The organism is Billgrantia gudaonensis (assembly GCF_900100195.1).
In the GTDB taxonomy this organism is placed as follows: Bacteria; Pseudomonadota; Gammaproteobacteria; order Pseudomonadales; family Halomonadaceae; genus Halomonas; species Halomonas gudaonensis.
Map to the genome: position 1 here is coordinate 212868 of NZ_FNES01000005.1, position 17451 is coordinate 230318.

General features: G+C 65.5%; 15 protein-coding genes. 11 read left to right on the forward strand and 4 right to left on the reverse strand.

Annotated features, from left to right (window positions below):
• Positions 1-132 precede the first annotated feature (132 nt).
• Positions 133-996 (forward strand): MurR/RpiR family transcriptional regulator, encoded by an 864-nt coding sequence (locus BLP96_RS08535; protein ID WP_089685176.1) that lies wholly within the window; start codon positions 133-135, stop codon positions 994-996.
• Between the two features lie 94 nt (positions 997-1090).
• On the opposite strand, the gene BLP96_RS08540 is transcribed toward BLP96_RS08535, so the two are convergent.
• On the reverse strand, positions 1091-2689 hold the full coding sequence (locus BLP96_RS08540; RefSeq protein WP_089685129.1) for a solute:sodium symporter family transporter: 1599 nt from the start codon (positions 2687-2689) through the stop codon (positions 1091-1093).
• Positions 2690-2942: 253 nt separating this feature from the next.
• Here BLP96_RS08540 and BLP96_RS08545 point away from each other — a divergent pair, with 253 nt between their 5' ends.
• From BLP96_RS08545 to BLP96_RS08555, 3 genes are read left to right on the forward strand one after another with little or no spacing between them, the layout of a single operon-like run.
• Positions 2943-3800 carry a putative selenate ABC transporter substrate-binding protein gene (locus BLP96_RS08545; protein ID WP_089685131.1) on the forward strand — a complete coding sequence of 286 codons (858 nt, stop codon included), beginning with the start codon at positions 2943-2945 and terminating at the stop codon, positions 3798-3800.
• Positions 3801-3811: 11 nt separating this feature from the next.
• A complete protein-coding gene (locus BLP96_RS08550; RefSeq protein ID WP_089685133.1) occupies positions 3812-4579 on the forward strand; it encodes an ATP-binding cassette domain-containing protein in 768 nt (255 codons plus the stop codon).
• Entirely contained in the window at positions 4576-6090 is a 1515-nt protein-coding gene (locus BLP96_RS08555; protein ID WP_176761487.1) for a PhnE/PtxC family ABC transporter permease, read from the forward strand. The genes BLP96_RS08550 and BLP96_RS08555 overlap by 4 nt, the downstream gene beginning before the upstream one ends.
• Positions 6091-6092: 2 nt before the next feature.
• On the opposite strand, the gene BLP96_RS08560 is transcribed toward BLP96_RS08555, so the two are convergent.
• Entirely contained in the window at positions 6093-6434 is a 342-nt protein-coding gene (locus BLP96_RS08560; RefSeq protein WP_089685135.1) for a TraR/DksA family transcriptional regulator, read from the reverse strand.
• 122 nt (positions 6435-6556) lie between these two features.
• Here BLP96_RS08560 and BLP96_RS08565 point away from each other — a divergent pair, with 122 nt between their 5' ends.
• Positions 6557-7744: an MFS transporter gene (locus BLP96_RS08565; RefSeq protein WP_089685136.1), complete on the forward strand. Its 1188-nt coding sequence runs from the start codon at positions 6557-6559 to the stop codon at positions 7742-7744.
• Positions 7745-7849: 105 nt separating this feature from the next.
• Here BLP96_RS08565 and BLP96_RS08570 read toward each other — a convergent pair whose 3' ends face one another.
• Complete coding sequence (locus BLP96_RS08570) at positions 7850-9352, reverse strand: carbohydrate porin (RefSeq protein WP_089685180.1); 1503 nt, start codon at positions 9350-9352, stop codon at positions 7850-7852.
• A 341-nt stretch (positions 9353-9693) separates the two neighbouring features.
• Here BLP96_RS08570 and BLP96_RS08575 point away from each other — a divergent pair, with 341 nt between their 5' ends.
• The 6 genes from BLP96_RS08575 (at position 9694) to BLP96_RS08600 (ending at position 16927) form a co-directional block, all read left to right on the forward strand.
• A complete protein-coding gene (locus tag BLP96_RS08575; protein ID WP_089685138.1) occupies positions 9694-10959 on the forward strand; it encodes an ABC transporter substrate-binding protein in 1266 nt (421 codons plus the stop codon).
• Positions 10960-10974: 15 nt separating this feature from the next.
• Complete coding sequence (locus BLP96_RS08580; RefSeq protein ID WP_089685141.1) at positions 10975-11940, forward strand: carbohydrate ABC transporter permease; 966 nt, start codon at positions 10975-10977, stop codon at positions 11938-11940.
• Position 11941: 1 nt separating this feature from the next.
• On the forward strand, positions 11942-12784 hold the full coding sequence (locus tag BLP96_RS08585; protein WP_089685143.1) for a carbohydrate ABC transporter permease: 843 nt from the start codon (positions 11942-11944) through the stop codon (positions 12782-12784).
• A gap of 29 nt (positions 12785-12813) precedes the next feature.
• Positions 12814-14436, forward strand: coding sequence for an alpha-glucosidase family protein (locus BLP96_RS08590; RefSeq protein ID WP_089685182.1), 1623 nt, complete (start codon positions 12814-12816; stop codon positions 14434-14436).
• Between the two features lie 88 nt (positions 14437-14524).
• Positions 14525-15631 carry an ABC transporter ATP-binding protein gene (locus tag BLP96_RS08595; protein WP_089685145.1) on the forward strand — a complete coding sequence of 369 codons (1107 nt, stop codon included), beginning with the start codon at positions 14525-14527 and terminating at the stop codon, positions 15629-15631.
• 246 nt (positions 15632-15877) lie between these two features.
• Complete coding sequence (locus BLP96_RS08600) at positions 15878-16927, forward strand: LacI family DNA-binding transcriptional regulator (RefSeq protein ID WP_176761488.1); 1050 nt, start codon at positions 15878-15880, stop codon at positions 16925-16927.
• 149 nt (positions 16928-17076) lie between these two features.
• On the opposite strand, the gene BLP96_RS08605 is transcribed toward BLP96_RS08600, so the two are convergent.
• On the reverse strand, positions 17077-17451 hold a 375-nt coding region (locus BLP96_RS08605; RefSeq protein WP_143005086.1), incomplete at its 5' end, for a universal stress protein.

The window sequence follows — 17451 nt, forward strand, 5'->3', positions numbered from 1 at the left end:
GCACGCCTCTTTCGTATCGTTTCCCGGCGATGAGGTGGCATGCCGGACATGATGTCGTAAAATCACCACATCATCGGCGAACCCGAGACGAACCGACTGCCCACCGCCCCACGTATGGAGATCTCCGACACCATGGCCGATCACGACCTGCTCCAGCGAATACGCCAGCGCCTCGATGAACTCAATCGCTCCGAGCGCAAGGTGGCCGATGTGATTCTCGCCGACCCGGCTCGCGCCACGGGCCTGAGCATCGCCAGCCTGGCGCAGGCCGCCTCGGTCAGCGAACCCACGGTCAACCGCTTCTGCCGCAGCTTCGATGCCAAGGGCTATCCGGACTTCAAGATCAAGCTAGCCCAGAGCCTGGCCGGCGGCACGCCTTATGTCAGCCAGGCGGTGGAGCCCAGCGATGCGGCGGCCGCCTACACCGGCAAGATCTTCGGCGCCACCATCGCTGCCCTGGACCAGGCAAGACGCGAGATCGACCCGGCCAAGATCGAGCGCATGGTCGACTATCTCACCCAGGCCAAGCAGATCCACTTCTTCGGCCTCGGTGCCTCCGGCGCGGTGGCCCAGGATGCGCAGCACAAGTTCTTCCGCTTCAATCTGCCGGTCACCTCCTACGTCGACGTGCTGATGCAGCGCATGATCGCCGCCGCCTGCCACACCGGCGACGTGGTGGTGGTGATCTCCTGGACGGGGCGCACCCGGGAGCTGGTCGACATCGCCCGACTGGCCCGCGAAAGCGGCGCCGTGGTACTGGGCATCACCGCTCCCCTTTCGCCGCTGGCACGGGAGTGCACCGAAACCCTGGACATCCCCACCCCCGAGGACACCGACTACTACATGCCGATGACCTCGCGGATGATCCAGCTGACGCTGATCGACGTGCTGGCCACCGGAGTCACGCTGCGCCGCGGCGAGGACTTCCTGACCCACCTGAAGAAGATCAAGGACAGCCTCAAGGAGACGCGTTACCCGGCCACCCCCCGCGGCTGAGAGGCGTCCCTCCGCTGCCCTTCTCACGATGCCGCCTCGCCGGAACCCATCGAGGCGGCATCACGCGCAACGGGAATCGGGCCGTGACGGTGGTTCAGAAGTCGGCGAAGACCGCGTAGATGATCACCACCAGCAGCACCAGCACCACGCCTACCGGCACGGCGCCCTTCCACGGCGTCAGGTCCACCGCCTGCACGTCCTCGTGCACCCAGGCAGATTCGCGGGGACGCAGCCTGCCGATCAGCAGCATCATCGCCACCAGCAGCACGAACACCAGAGCTACGAAGTGGAACTCGTGCATGATCACCGGCAGCTTGTCGAAGGGCGGCACGAAGTAGCCGGCGGCGATCAGCAGGCACCCGCCTACCAGGGCGATCTTGGCCGCCATCGGCGGTACCCAGCGGGTCAGCAGGCCGACCACCACCACCGCCAGGATGGGGATGAAATAGATGGCATTCATCTTCTGCAGGTAGCCGAACAGGCTCTCCTGGCCGGCCAGCAGCGGAGCGATGGTCATGGTCACCGCGGCCATGATCCAGCCGAACACCTTGCCCGACTTCACCACCTGCTCCTCGCTGGCATCCTTCTTGAGCACGCCCTTGTAGATGCCCAGGCTGAAGATGGTGGTGGTGCTGTTGAGCGCCGAGTTGAACGACGACAGGATGGCACCCACCATCACCGCGGCGAAGAAACCGGTCAGGTAGGGCGGCAGCACGTTGAACACCAGCTGGCCGTAGGCCTCGTCGGCGCGCACGCCCTGATCGGCGTAGAGATGGTAGGCGATGATGCCTGGCAGAACCAGGTAGAGCGGCCCGAGCAGCTTGAGGAAGCCGGTCAGCAGCACGCCCTTCTGCCCTTCGGCCAGGGTCCTGGCAGCGAAAGTGCGCTGGATGATCTGCTGGTTGGTGGTCCAGTAGAAGACGTTGATCAAGAAGACCCCGGTGAACAGGGTGAAGAAGGGCACCTGCTGCTCGGCGCCGCCGATGGAGTTGAGCTTTTCCGGGTCGCTCTCCTTGAGAATGTTCCAACCTTCCAGCACCCCGCTGCCGTCGCTGACCGCCTGCAAGCCGAAGTAGACGATCACGAAGCCGCCGATCAGCAGACCCACCCCATTGAGGGTGTCGGAGACGGCAACGGTGCGCAGACCGCCGAACAGCGCGTAGATGGAGCCGATGATGCCCACCACCCAGACGGTCAGCCACAGCAACACGGTGGGCGACTGAATGCCGGTGAGGCCCTCTAGGTCGAGCATGCCCTGCAGCCCCATGGCGCCCGAATAGAGGATGATCGGCAGCAGGATCACCGCATAGGCGATCAGGAAGATGATGTTGCAGATCAGCTGCGTACCCCGGTCGAAGCGGATCTCCAGCAGCTGCGGCAGGGTGGCGATGCCGCTTTTCAGAAAGCGCGGCAGAAAGAAGAGCGCCAACGCCACCAGGGCTATGACTGCCACCACCTCCCAGGCCATCACGCTGAGGCCATCCGCGAAGGCGGCACCGTTGAGGCCCACCATCTGCTCGGTGGAGAGATTGGTCATCAGCAGCGACCCGGCGATCAGCGGGAAGGTCAGCGTGCGCCCGGCAAGGAAGTAACCGCTGGTGCTGGAGTGGTCGTCGCGCCGCGTCAGACGCCAGGTGATGAAGGCGACCAGCCCCGTGAAGAACAGGAAGGACGCCAGGGTGAGGGCGTGCATGGAAGCCTCCTTCGAGTCGGTTGGGTGGACCAGCCGGGCGACACTCCCGGGGCCCATGCTTGAAATTAAGGTAATAAATGACATTCTAGTTGGCTGAACCGATTCATACATGCGACCTTGGTCTCATAAACGCCTCATAAATACGTAAATTTACGCAAAACCTCTAAAGCCATGCCGGCCACTGCGAACGCCACTTGCCATGGAGGTGGTGCAGCGGAACAATGGCGCTTTACCCATCGCTCAGGAGAGCCCCATGCACCGTACCGCGCTCGCCGCCGTCGTCTTCGCGCTCGTCGCCCCGGCCGCAGCGGCCGAGACCTTTCGCTTCACCGCCATTCCCGACGAGGACCAGTCGCGGCTGATCGAGCGCTTCTCCCAGGTCGCCGATTACCTGGAAGAACGGTTGGGCGTCGAGGTGGAGTACGTGCCGGTGAAATCCTACGGGGCGGCGGTCACCGCCTTTCGCAACGACCAGGTGCAACTGGCGTGGTTCGGCGGTCTCTCGGGCGTGCAGGCACGCCGCCTGGTACCGGGCTCCCAGGCGCTGGCCCAGGGCAGCGAGGACGACGCCTTCGTCAGCTACGTCATCGCCCACGAATCCACCGGGCTCGAACGCAGCGACGCACTCTCCGATGAGATCGAGGGCATGACCTTCACCTTCGGCTCGCGCACCTCCACCTCGGGACGGCTGATGCCCGAACATTTCCTGCGCGAGCGCTTCGATGGCGCCGCCCCCGAGACACTGTTCTCGCGGGTCGGCTACTCCGGCGACCACTCGCGCACCATCGCCCTGGTGGAGGCCGGCACCTACGATCTCGGCGCGGTTAACTACACCGTGTGGGACGCCGCCGTCGAAGAGGGGCGCGTGGATACCGACAAGGTCAGCGTGATCTGGGAAACGCCGCCCTACCCCGATTACAACTGGACTCTACGCGGCGACGCCGAGGAGCGCTTTGGCGAAGGTTTCACCGAGAAGGTCCAGGCCGCCTTTCTGGAGATGGACGACCCCGAGCTGCTCGCCTCCTTCCCGCGCGAGACGTTCATCCCCGCCGACAACGCCATGTACGAGCCCATCGAGAAGGTGGCGGCAGACCTGGGCCTGCTGCGCTGAGCGGTCGCGACATGGAGAGCGAGCAACGCCGCCCCCTGATCGCCCTGAACGGCGAATCCGTGGGGCACGGCCGGGGCAGGCAGTATCGCGCGGTACTCCACGACCTGTCGCTCGAACTGCACGAGGGAGAGCGCGTGGCCCTGCTCGGCCAGAGCGGTGCCGGCAAGTCGACGCTGCTCGCCGCCCTGCGTGCGCGATTGGACGATCGAGCCGCCTGGTGCCCTCAGCACCACGGCCTGGTACCCCAGTTGGCCGTCTACCACAACGTCTACATGGGCCGGCTCGCCGAGCGCTCGGCGCTGGCCAACCTGTGGAACCTGGTGCGCCCGCTCAAGGCACCCTGGCGCGAAATCGCCGCACTGACGAAGGAACTCGGCCTCGACGGCCTGCTGCGTCGTCCGGTGGGCGAGCTTTCGGGCGGCCAGCGTCAGCGTGTGGCCATCGCGCGAGCCCTCTACCAGCGGCGAACGCTGTTCCTCGGCGATGAGCCGCTGGCCAGCGTCGATCCCCACCAGGCGCTGCGCCTGCTGGCGCTGATCGAGGCGCGCCACGCCACCACGGTAATCGCCCTGCATCAGCGCGAGCTGGCGTTGTCTCACTTCGACCGGGTATGGGGACTTCGCGACGGGCACCTGGCAATCGACGCGGCGACCCGTGAACTGCGCCTCGCCGATCTCGACGCCCTCTACCCCGACGCCGACTCGTCCCTGCCAGGCACTCCGCCCCCCTCCACTCCCCTCGACCTGGCCACCCTACCCTGCGGCCGAGGAAGAGCATGAGCGAAGCCAGCATCGACGAGCGGCGCCCGGGCTGGCTGGCCGGCACCACGCCCGGCGTGCGCCTGGCGCGCCACTCGCTGACCCTGGTGGCGCTGGCGGTGGTGCTGCTGCCGCTCGCCGATCTGGCGATCCTCACCCGTGATCCTTGGGCCGAGCTCGGGCGCATGGTGCAAGGGCTGGCCTGGCCGGCTTGGGAGTCGCTGGAATCGCCGTTCTCGGCACTTGGCCTCACCTTGGCCGTGGCCTTGTGGGGAACGCTGGGCGGCCTGGCGCTAGGCTTCCCCCTGGCGCTGCTGTTCGCCCGCTCGCGGTTGGTGCGTGCCGGATGCGCTTTCGTGCGAGCGATCCACGAACTGTTCTGGGCGCTGCTCTTCATGCAGGTGTTCGGGCTGTCGGCGGCGACGGCACTCGCTGCTCTGGCGATTCCCTACGCCGGCATCTTCGCCAAGGTCTATGCCGAGATTCTCGAGCAGACGCCGCGCGCTCCCCGCGAGGCACTCGTCCCCGGCGTCGGCCGGCTGTCGCGTTTCGTCTACGCCGAGCTGCCGCTGGCCTGGACTCGCATGGCGGCTTACACCCGCTACCGCTTCGAGTGCGCCCTGCGCGCCAGCGTGCTGCTCGGTTTCGTCGGCCTGCCCACCCTCGGCTTCCACCTCGAAACCGCCTTTCGCGAAGGGCGCTACCATGAAGCCGGAGCCTTGCTGTGGCTCTTCTACCTGCTGATCGCCAGCCTGCCCTGGTGGGGGCATCGCCGGCTGATCCCCGTGTTGCTGGTGGTGGGGGTCTGGCTGCTCGGCCCCTGGCCGAGCGTGGACGGCGCCCTGCTGTGGCGCTTCGTATCGACCGACATCTGGCCGGCGCCGCTGCTCGCCGGCGACTGGGCCGGGCTCGTGGAGTGGGTCGTGCGCCTGCCCGAGCTGGGGCCGGCCGTCGGCAACACCCTACTGCTGGGGTTGCTCGGCACCGTGGGCGCACTCGGCGTGGCGCTAGCGCTGTGGCCCCTGGCCTGCCGCCACTTCGGCAATCGCGCCACGCGGCTGGCCGGGCATGGCCTGCTGGTGTTCCTGCGCTCCACCCCCGAGCTGATGCTGGCGTTCGTATTCCTGCTGCTCTTGGGCCCCTCGCTGCTGCCCGCCTGGCTGGCGTTGGCGCTACACAACGGCGCGCTGATCGCCTTCCTGGTCGCTCGTCACGCCGACGCCATCGCACCCGGCATGCCGGACATGCCGAGCTCGGGCCGCATCGCCTACGAGCTGCTGCCGCGGGTCTACCCGGGGCTTTTGGCGCTGCTTTACTACCGTGCCGAGGTCATCCTCCGCGAGACCGCGGTGCTGGGCATGCTGGGAGTCGCCACGCTCGGCTTCTACATCGAAGAGGGGTTCGACTATCTGATGTTCGACGTGGCGTTCTTCCTGCTGTTGATCACCGCCGCGCTGAACATCGTCGTGGATGCCCTGTCGCGGCGTCTGCGCCCGCGCGAGGCCCCCATCGAGGATCCCGGTAGCCGGTAGATTCACTCAGCGCAGTCGATGCACTTGAGTACCAGCGGATCCCACTCCAGGCGCTGCTTGCCGATCCACTCGCCGCATTCGATGCATTCGCCGTACTCGCCGCGCTCGATGCGCTGCAGAGCCGCGGTGATGCGTTTCAGGGAGAGCTGGCGACGCTCCTCCTCGGCCTTGGCCATGGCCTGCCCCTGCAAGGCATCCATGCGCGACAACCGCCCTACCGAGGTCTGGTCGAGCATCACGGTATCTCGCGCAGAGCGGCTCGACTCGCTCTCCGCCCGCAACTCTTCACGCAAGTCGTGCAGGCGTGCCACCACGGCGTCCGTATCCAGTTCCGGATGGTTCATCTCGTTCTCCCGTCCACGCTGGCGGAGTCCGCCGCCTGTCGGCGGTGCTCAGCTGCTATCATCTAGGGTTTTGCGACCGGCCGCCGCCAGCGACCATCTTGCCACTGCACTGGGATAGCGTCATGGGTTACCGCACGCTTCTACGCGATCACCGCGGATTGCTCGGCATCGCCTTCCTGGCGATGTTCTCGTCGAGCCTGGGCCAGAGCTTTTTCATCGGACTCTTCCAGGCCCCGATCAGCGAACGGCTGGGGCTGACCGCCGGTCAGTTCGGCACCGCCTACGCCACCGTCACGCTGGTGGCGGGGTTCGCCATGCTGCGCCTCGGGCCGGCCATCGATTGGGTACCGCCGCGGCGCTTCGCGCTGCTGGTGCTCGGTGCACTGACCCTCGGGGTGCTGCTGCTCACGCTCTCGCCTTGGTGGGGCCTGGGACTCATCGGCCTGGGAGTGGTTCGGCTGTGCGGTCAGGGTATGCTGACCCACCTGGGCAACACCTTGGCGGGACGCGAGTTTTCCAACCTTCGCGGGCGCGCCCTGGGGCTGGTGAGCATGGGCATCATGCTCGGCGAAACGGTCCTTCCGCCGCTGATGGCCGCCCTGCTGGTGTGGCTCGGCTGGCGAGAGCTGTGGTGGCTGTTCGGCCTGGTACTGCTGACGCTGTGGAGCTTCGCCATGTGGCGCGGTCCCTGGCCGTCAGCGCCGGGCAAGCGCCCCGGGCGCGGCCAACACCACGACGGGCCGCGTCCCTTCCGCGAGCGGCGCTTCTGGCAGCTGCTGCCGCTGCTGATGACCTTGCCGATCACCATGACCGGGCTGTTCATCTATCAGGCCCGGCTCACGACGGACCTGGGCAGTAGCCTGGCGGTATATGCCCTGGCACTCACCGGCATGGGGCTGGCCAAGCTGCCCGGAGCGCTGATGGGCGGCCGCTGGGTCGACCGCCTGGGCCCGGTTCGTCTAGCCCGACTCTACCTGCTGCCCTACGCCGTGGCACTCGGCGTGGCGCTCACGCTGGGCGGGGATCTCGGCGTGTGGATGCTGATGGTGGGCGGCGGCCTGGCCATGGGCGCCCAGGAATCGATCGCCACCAGCCTGCTAGTGCGCATCTGGGGCGCCGAGCACCTGGGCACGGTCCGCGCCACCCTGAGCGCCGCCATGGTCTTCTCGACCGGGTTGGCACCGGCGGTAATCGGCGTCGTTCTCGACCTGGGGAGCTCGTTCCAGGGGATCCTGGCCGGCATGCTGGCCTTTCTGGTGGTCGGCTGGTGGCTGGCGCAGGGCGTGCTGGCCAGCACGCCCTGCCGCTGAGTTCCGAATCGCTCATGTCGACGACCGATGCGCAGCAAAAAGCCTACGGCATGCCGCAGGCTAGGATCGAAACAGCTCAGCTAGGCAGCCCCTCCGGTGCCTGCCTCAGAACCAGACTTCGGTCTGCACGCCGAAGGTCCACTCGCTGCCGGTGAAGCCGTCGCTGCCCAGAGCATCGTCGTCGCTGTAGCCGTTCAGCTCGTCGTCCCAGTCGCTCCAGGAGGCGAACAAGCGGATCTCAGGACGCTTCCAGAAGCCACCCACATCGGGCTTGAAAGTCGGGGCGATGGTCAACTTGGTATAGTCGCCCTCAACGGCGTTGTTACCACCGAAACCCTGCGGATCTAGATCCATCCACTGGTAGCTGCCTTCGTACTGCATCTCGAAGTTCTCGGTCAGCTCGTTGGCCAGGCGCACATTGAAGGTCACCCAGTCGTACTGATCGCCGTCGACATAGCGGTCCTCGCTGGTCTCGGCGAGAAGCGCCGGGGCCACGCGCCATTGCGGCGCCAGGTAGGTGGTGCCATACAGCCCAATGCGAGAGGTGGTGGCGTCGTCGGTCAGGTTACCGTCGGCACCGATGCTCTTGACCTCGGCGCCCAGTCCCTGGCCGTGGATGAGTGCCGCCTTGAAGTTGCCCTCGGAGAGACCGAAGAAGCTGTCCCCGTGGTAGGCCACCATGGTATGAAAGCCGCCGTCGGCGGCCGTCTGGCCGGGGTCGATATCGCGCTCGTCGTTGTCGGCAGCGGACATGCCACTGACCATCCACTGCCAGTCACCGAAATAGTTGTTGGAGGTCAGGATCAGGTTGTCGGTACTGCCGGTGTCGTCGGGGTTCTCACTATCGACCCGGTAGTCGGAGAAGCTGCGCCCGTAAAGGGAGAGGTTGGAGGTCCAGTCCTCGCCCAGTTGCATGTCGTAGATACCAGCGCCGGTGCCGGAGAGGAAGATGACGTCGCTGTCGAGCCAGTGGATATCGAAGTTGTCGCGGTCGAAGCGCTTGCCGGCCCAGATAGAGGCGTTCTCGAAGGCGCCGGTGAAGCTCGGCAGATCGCTGAATTCAGCATAGACCTGGCGCACATTGAGGCTCGACTCGTCAGCGGTCCAGTCATTGCTGGTGGTCACCCCGTCGGCCAGCATGGTGGTGTACTTGGCCTTGGCGCCGTTGTCGAAGCGCATGCGGTAGTTGAGGATCGCCTCGGCGTAGGTGTCTGGCTCGTTGCCCAGGCGGCCCACGGCGCCACCGTTACCGCCGGCGGGGGTCAGGTAGGGACCACCCTCGGCGCTCTTGCCGTCGTCACCGATCAGCAGTCCGGAGCGGGCGTAGGCGTTGAAGGAGAAGCCCTCCTCGCCGCTTGCCTGGCGTTCCACCTTGGCCAGGCGCTCCTCCACCTCCTCGTCGGAGAGCCGTTCGTCGGCCCGCGCCTCGGCCAGCTCGGCACGTTCTTCGGCGGCGTCGGCTCGTTGCTCGGCAGCTTCGATCCGTGCTTCCAGCTCGGCCAGGCGAGCTTCGAGGTCGGTGGACTGAGCGGCGGCATTGCCAGCCAGGGCGAGGCCGGCAGCGGCCACGGCGACGACCAGCGGGGTCTTGAAGATGACGTGGTTCATGATGATGCATCCTTTGTTGTTGTCGAAGGCGTTGCTCACAAGCGGGCGATGGAGGTGGCAAGCCCAACTCCCATGCCCATGCGCCGATGGACGACGCGGCAGAGAAAACTTAATCGTTTAAGCTTCAGGCGACAACGCGGGGAGCCGTATTTTCGACCAATGTCTTAATCGTTTAAGTCTGCTTGAACGAAGCGCCGATTGCGACAAAAGTCTAGGTTGATGCGCCTCGGTCCGTAGTCTTAACTGTCGCCACGATCTTAATCGTTTAAGTCATGTGCCGAGCGGACAGTCCCGCTTGCCCCTCAGATCCCACAACAACAAGCCACGACGAGGAACTCGCCATGCTCAAGAAGCCACTGATCACCGCTATCGTTCTGGGCAGCACTGCCCTCTCCGGTGCCGGTCAGGCCGCCGACATCACCATCTCCTGCGGCGCTGTGGGCGCCGAACTCGAGCTCTGCGAGGAGGGTGTAGCTGCCTGGGAGGAGGAGACCGGCCACGAGGTGGACATCGTCTCCACTCCCAACTCCTCCACCGAACGACTGTCGCTCTACCAGCAGATCCTCTCCGCCAACTCCAGCGACATCGACGTGATGCAGATCGACGTGGTGTGGCCGGGCCTGCTGGCCAACCACCTGCTCGACCTCAGCGAAACGCTGGGCGAGGACGCCACCGAAGGCCACTTCCCGGCCATCGTCGATAACAACACCATCGACGGCCGACTGGTCGCCATGCCCTGGTTCACCGACGCCGGCGTGCTCTACTACCGCAAAGACCTCCTCGAAGAGTACGGCCACAAGCCGCCCCAAACTTGGGAGGAGCTCACCGAGATCGCTGCCGACATCCAGGCCGCCGAGCGCGAGGCCGGCAACGACAAGATGTGGGGCTTCGTCTTCCAGGGCCGCGCTTACGAGGGACTCACCACCAATGCCCTGGAGTGGGTGGCCAGTCACGGCGGGGGCACCCTCGTCGACGAGGACGGCAAGGTGACCATCAACAACGACCGGGCCGCCGCAGCTCTTGACCTGGCCGCCTCCTGGATCGACGACATCAGCCCCGTGGGGGTGCTCAACTACACCGAGGAGGAGGCCCGCGGCATCTTCCAGAGCGGCAACGCAGTGTTCATGCGCAACTGGCCCTACGCCTGGTCGCTGGCCCAGAGCGAGGATAGCGACGTGCGCGACAAGGTCGGCGTGGTCAAGCTGCCCCATGGGCCGGATGGGGAGAGCGCCGCGACTCTGGGCGGCTGGAACCTGGCGGTCTCCAAGTATAGCGAGAACCCCGAACTCGCCGCCGACCTGGTGGCCTTCCTGACCTCGGAGCAGGAGCAGAAGCGTCGTGCCATCGAGGGCTCCTACAATCCGACCCTGGAGACTCTCTACGAGGATGAGGAGGTGCTCGAGGCAGTGCCCTTCTTCGGCGCACTCTACGCCACCTTCGCCAACGCCGTGGCACGTCCTTCGGCGGTCACCGGCGACAGCTACGGCCGTGTCTCCAACGCCTTCTTCGACACGACCCACTCCGTGCTCTCCGGCGACATGAGCGCCTCCGATGCCCTCGTGCAGCTGGAAGGCCAGATGCGCCGCCTCGAGCGTCGTTGGAAATAACCCGTGGAGTCCGACATGACGACCACCACGCCCCCGAGTGCGCCCGAAAGGGTGCACCCCTATCGCGGCACCAAGGTCCGCCGGCAGCGGGTGCGCGCGGCCTGGACCTTCCTCGCTCCCATGCTCGTCACCCTGGCCCTGGTGGCCGGCTGGCCGCTGCTGCGCACCTTCTACTTCAGCCTCACCGATGGCACCTTGTCGGCCCTCGGCGCGGCCAATTTCATCGGCCTGGAGAACTACCTGGTCTACGACGAGGGCGAGTGGTACGGCCTGCTTACCGACCCGATGTGGTGGCGCTCGGTGTGGAACACGCTGTTCTTCGCTATGGTATCGGTATCGCTGGAGGTGGTCTTCGGCGTCATCGTCGCACTGATCCTCAACGCCGAGTTCAAGGGCCGCATGCTGGTGCGCGCCGCGGTGCTGATCCCCTGGGCGATTCCCACCATCGTCTCGGCCAAGATGTGGGCCTGGATGCTCAACGATCAGTTCGGGATCATCAACCACCTGCTGATGACCCTGGGCCTCATCGATTCGCCCATCGCCTGGACCGCCAGTACTACTTACTCCATGTGGGCGGTGATCATGGTCGACGTCTGGAAGACCATCCCCTTCGTCGCCCTGCTCGCCCTGGCGGCCCTGCAGATGCTGCCCAAGGACTGCTTCGAAGCCGCCGAGGTCGACGGCATCCATCCGGTCAGAGTGTTCTTCAAGGTGACCCTGCCGTTGATCACCCCGGCGCTGATGGTGGCGGTGATCTTCCGCCTACTCGATGCCCTGCGCGTGTTCGACGTCATCTACGTGCTGACTTCCAACGCCTCCAGCACCATGACCATGTCAATCTACGCCCGCCAGCAGTTGGTGGAATTCCAGGATGTCGGCTATGGCAGCGCCGCCTCGACCCTGCTGTTCCTGATCATCGCCCTGGTCACGGTGGCCTACCTCTATCTGGGCCGCAATCAACTGCAACTGGGAGGCGACTGACATGACCTCACGCCGCTTCAACAAGCTCGCCACCCGTATCGGCTTCTGGGTACTGGTGGCCGTAGTGCTGATCTACGCCATCTTTCCCTTCTACTACGCCGTGATCACCTCGCTGAAGCCGTCGAGCGAGCTGTTCAGCGTGAGCTACTGGCTGGATTCGCTGGACTTTTCCAACTACGCCCAGATCTTCAGCCAGAGCAGCTTCGTGCGCGCTATCTTCAATTCCATCCTGGTCTCGATCAGCGTGGTGGCCATCGCCCTGCTGCTCGGCATCACCGCCTCCTACGCACTGGGTCGGGTCCGCTTCCGCGGCCGCACCACGGTAATGCTGGTGGTACTCGGTGTCTCGATGTTTCCTCAGGTCGCGGTGCTATCCGGGCTGTTCGAGGTGATCCGTGGGCTCGGCCTCTACAACAACCCCGCCGGTCTGATTCTGAGCTACACCATCTTCACTCTGCCCTTCACCGTCTGGGTGCTGACCACCTTCATGAAGCAGCTGCCACAGGAGCTCGAGGAGGCGGCGATCATGGATGGCGCCACCCCTTGGGTAACCATCACCAAGGTATTCCTGCCGCTGATGTGGCCCGCCATGGCGACTACCGGACTGCTGGCCTTCATCGCCGCCTGGAACGAGTTCCTGTTCGCCCTGACCTTCACCCTCTCCGACCACCAACGCACCGTGCCGGTGGCCATCGCCCTGATCTCCGGCGGTAGCCAACACGAGCTGCCCTGGGGGCCGATCATGGCCGCCTCGGTGACCGTCACCGTGCCCCTGGTGGTGCTGGTCATGATCTTTCAGAAGCGCATCGTCTCCGGCCTCACCGCTGGTGCAGTGAAAGGATAAATCGTCTCATGTCATTCATGGAAACCCAGATGCAAGACAACCTGACCTGGTGGCGCGGCGGCGTCATCTACCAGATATACCCGCGCAGCTTCATGGACGCCAACGGCGATGGCATCGGCGACCTGCCGGGGATTACCGAGAAACTCGATTACGTGGCGAGCCTCGGCGTGGACGGCATCTGGCTGTCGCCCTTCTTCACCTCGCCGATGAAGGATTTCGGCTACGACGTGAGCGATTACCGCGACGTCGACCCGATGTTCGGCACCCTGGCCGACTTCAAGGCCCTGCTGGACCGGGCCCACGCCCTGGGCCTGAAGGTGATCATCGATCAAGTGATCAGCCATACTGCGGATGCCCATCCCTGGTTCGAGCAAAGCCGCCAGAGTCGCGACAATCCCAAGGCCGACTGGTACGTGTGGGCCGATCCCAGACCCGACGGTACGCCGCCCAACAACTGGCTGTCGATCTTCGGCGGGCCGGCCTGGACCTTCGACTCGCGGCGCCGCCAGTACTATCTGCACAACTTCCTGAGCAGCCAGCCGGATCTCAATTTCCACAACCCGGAAGTGCGTCAGGCACAACTGGACAATATGCGCTTCTGGCTGGAGCTCGGCGTCGACGGTTTCCGCCTGGACACGGTCAACTTCTACTTCCACGACCCCGAGTTACGTGACAACCCGCCGGTACCGGCCGATGCCGACAAGACGCTGGGTGCCCCGGACAGCAACCCCTACACCTGGCAACGCCACATCCATGACATCAGCCGTCCGGAGAACCTCGACTTCCTGCGCGACCTGCGAGCCCTGATGGACGCGTTTCCCGGCACCACCACAGTGGGCGAGATCGGCGACGATGAGCCGCTGGCGCGCATGGCCGAGTACACCGCCGGCGGCGACAAGCTGCACATGGCCTACACCTTCGACCTGCTCAACGACCCCCATTCGCCGGCCTACATTCGTGAGGTGATCGAGCGCTTCCAGCGCCTGGCCGGCGATGCCTGGCCCTGCTGGGCACTCTCCAACCACGACGTAGTGAGATGTGCCACCCGCTGGGGCTCCGGAGAGGATCCCGTCGCCTATTCCAAGGTGGCCCTGGCCATGCTCTTCTCGCTGCGCGGCAGCGTCTGCGTCTACCAGGGCGAGGAGTTGGGTCTGCCCGAGGCCGAGGTGCCCTTCGCCCGCCTCCAGGACCCCTACGGCAAGGTACTGTGGCCGGAGTTCAAGGGCCGCGACGGCTGCCGTACCCCCATGCCCTGGGAGCCGAACCGGGACGCCGGCTTCACCGCTCCGGGCGTGGACCCCTGGCTACCGGTGGACGAGCGCCACCTGGCCCTGGCCGTGTCGCGCCAGCAGAACGACTCAACCTCAGTACTCAACGCCACGCGTCGGCTGCTGGCCTTCCGGGCCGCTCATCCAGCACTGATCGACGGCGACCTCACCCTGGTCGACGTCGGCAACGCGCTGCTCGGTTTCGTCCGCGAGACGGCCGACGAGAAGATCCTCTGCGTGTTCAACCTCACCGGCCAAGCCCATGAGACCCCGCTGCCGATGACGGCGAACAAGGCCCTCGAGGGGCATGGCTTCAGCGCCGATCTCGACGACGACACCTTGCGCCTGCCGGCCTACCAGGCGGCCTTCTATCGGTTGGGCTGACACGTCACCGACATTTGCCTACGACACAACAACACGCCGGTCCTCGACGAGTAACCCCAGCACCGGGAGCCGGCAAGGAGTCAAGACAATGGCAAGCGTAACCCTGGACAAGATCAACAAGGTCTTCGGTCGCGACCACATCATCAAGGGCATCGACCTCAGCATCGGCGACGGCGAGTTCGTCGTCTTCGTCGGCCCCTCCGGCTGCGGCAAGTCGACCCTGCTGCGGCTGATCGCCGGCCTGGAGTCGATCACCGAAGGTGAACTGCGCATCGCCGGCGACGTTGTCAACGACCTGCCGCCCCGCGAGCGGGGTGTGGGCATGGTCTTCCAGTCCTACGCCCTCTATCCGCACATGACGGTCTACGAAAACATGGCCTTCGGCCTCAAGCTGGCCAAGGAAGGCAGCGAGACCATCAAGGAGCGGGTGATGGCCACGGCGCGCATCCTGCAACTCGAAGACCTGCTGCACCGCAAGCCCAAGGCGCTCTCCGGCGGCCAGCGCCAGCGCGTGGCCATGGGGCGCGCCATGGCCCGTGAGCCCCGCATTCTGCTGTTCGACGAGCCACTCTCTAACCTCGACGCCTCGCTGCGCGTGCAGATGCGTAACGAGATCGCCCGCCTCCACCAGCGCTTGGGCTCCACCGTAATCTACGTGACCCACGACCAGGTCGAGGCCATGACCCTGGCTGACAAGATCGTGGTCCTACGCAACGGGTCCATCGAGCAGGTAGGCAGCCCGCAGGAACTCTACCAGCGACCGGCGACGCGCTTCGTGGCCGGTTTCATCGGCTCGCCGACCATGAACTTCATGCCGGCCGAATTGCTTGGCGGCGATGCCGAGGGGTGTCGGGTCAGCGCGCCGGGGCTGGGCAAGCTGGCCCTGCCCCAGGATGCCAACGGTCAAGGTGCCGGTGCCAAGCTGACGCTGGGCGTGCGCCCCGAGCACCTGCGCCTGGCCGAGGCCGAAGGCAACAACCGCTTCGAGATCGTCAACGTCGAGTACCTGGGCAACGAGGTCTACGTCTACCTCGAGCCCAAGGCCGGCGACACCCTACTGATCCATCGTAGCGAGGCCCCCAGCCACTGGAGCATTGGCCAGCGGGTCGCGCTAGTGCCCGATCTCGAGCACGTCCACCTGTTCGACGCGCACGACCGGGCACTGGGCATCGCCAAACGGTCCAGGGCCGCCTGAACGCGACCATCGACCCGGTTGGTATGCGGCCAGGCATCGCCGACTGGCAACCTCTCAATCTGCCCGGCATGGCCGCACCATGGCGGGGGAAAGCGTACTCCACCTAGCACCCGACCCGGCCGCCTGGCTGCTCGTAGGCTGAGTCGCCGGCGGTCGTGCGGCTGCTCAGGCCGCACTGGCAGCCCACTGCCGGACGCGCTATGCTAGGCGGCTAACTGAATCGTTATAGTTCATTGGAGTCGCCCCGTGCCTCCCTCTCGTCGCATCACCCTCAAGGATCTGGCCCGCGAACTCGGCGTCTCCACGGCTACTGTCTCCAATGCCTTCAACCGTCCGGATCAACTCTCACCCGCTTTGCGCGAGCGCATCCTCACCGAAGCCCAGCGGCTTCGCTACCACGGCCCCGACGCCAAAGCTCGCAGTCTGCGTACCGGTCGCTCTCAGATCATCGCGGTTATCCTCGCCGAGAGCCTCACTTACAGCCTCAACGACCCCGTGGCCAGCGAGCTGCTATCGGGCATCGCCGAGGTGCTGGACACCCAGGGCCATACCCTGCTGCTACTCTCAGGACGCCAGTCGCCCGCAAGGATGCCGAGCTCGGCAAGCATCGCCGACGGTTACATCGTCTACGGGCTGATGCCGAGTCTCGCGCTGCTCGCCGATCTGCCTGCCCAGCGTCCCCTGGTTGCGGTGGACTTCGATATCGAGCACCACGCCTGCATCCACGTGGACAACGAACCGGCAGCCTACGCCATCGCCGATCACGCCCTGGCGACCCCGCCGAGACGCCCCGCGGTGATCAACCTGCGACTCACTGAGCAGCCCTGCAACGGCCGTATCGGGCCGGAGCAGACCCTGCTGCCAGCGAATCGCACCATCACCCGCGCCCGACTGGACGGCTTCTACCGGGCCTTCGCCAACCACGGCATCGAGCCCGGCGAGGTGCCGATGTGGAACATCGAAGAGAACACCCACGAGGTGTGTGCACCAGTGATCGAGGATCTCCTGGCCCTGCCCGACGACGAGCGTCCCGACCTGCTGCTATGCATGTCCGACCGCATCGCCCTGACGGCCCTGATGCTCGCCGAGGCACGCGGTCTACGCATCCCCGAAGACCTGCGCATCACCGGCTTCGACGGCATCGCTGAGGGTCAATATCGCGCACCGCGGCTGACCACGGTGCGTCAGGACAGCACCGAAAAGGGACGTATCGCGGCGCGCATGATCCTTGGTCTGGCTCCCGCCGAATCGCAGCTGTTGCACACCGAGCTGGTGCTCGGCGAAACCTGTCCTTGAGCCCAGCTCAGACCATGCTCCCCTATACTCCTGCGGCCGTAGCGACTACGCCTTCCTAAGCGGATACCCCAAACCTCCTGACAGAACTCTATGATCAGGTCGGCCATTACCGCCCCAACGACCGGCAAGCCGCTCCATGCGTTCTCCACTCAACGCAACAGCAGCACCGGCACGCTGGCCCTGCGCAGCATCGTCGTGGTGGTGCTGCCCACCAGCAGATGACGAATCCGCGAGTGGCCGTAGGCGCCCATCACCAGCAGGTCGATGTCGTGCTCCGCCTGATAGCCGCGCAGCGTGGCTTCCACCTCGCCGGCACGGATCGCTCCTTCGGCGTCATGACCGGCTTCGCGCAGCGTGGCCAGTGCCCAGTCGAGCTGCGAACGGTTGTCGCCCGTCTCGGCACCGACGATCACCACGTGCACGACCACTCCTGCGAACAGCGGACTCTTGGCCAGCATCTCCACCCCCTTGCGGGTGGTCTTGCTGCCGTCGAAGGCGATCATCACCCGCTCGGGCCGCCGAAA